Genomic DNA, 253 nt, shown 5'->3' on the forward strand with positions numbered 1-253 from the left:
ACAATCTTATACCACAAAACAAACAAATGAAAACATTGCCGTTGTAGGGAACAAAATAAAGTTGCCGAAACTAGGCCTTGTTCGATTTGCCAAAAGTCGCGAAGTAGAGGGGCGTATTGTAAATGCTACAGTGAGACGGAACCCTTCTGGTAGATATTTTGTGTCACTATTAGTTGAAACAGAAGTACAAGAACTTCCGAAAACACATTCTTACATTGGAATAGATGTAGGACTAAAAGATTTCGCTATTTTG

The 253-nt window shown here is 37.5% G+C and carries 1 pseudogene; it reads left to right on the forward strand.

The annotated features are described in order from the left end of the window. Window positions 1–253 (forward strand): annotated as a pseudogene (locus MR167_RS33835) (IS200/IS605 family element RNA-guided endonuclease TnpB); the annotation flags it as partial.

This window comes from Bacillus cereus group sp. BfR-BA-01355 (assembly GCF_022663675.1).
In the GTDB taxonomy this organism is placed as follows: domain Bacteria; phylum Bacillota; class Bacilli; order Bacillales; family Bacillaceae_G; genus Bacillus_A; species Bacillus_A thuringiensis_S.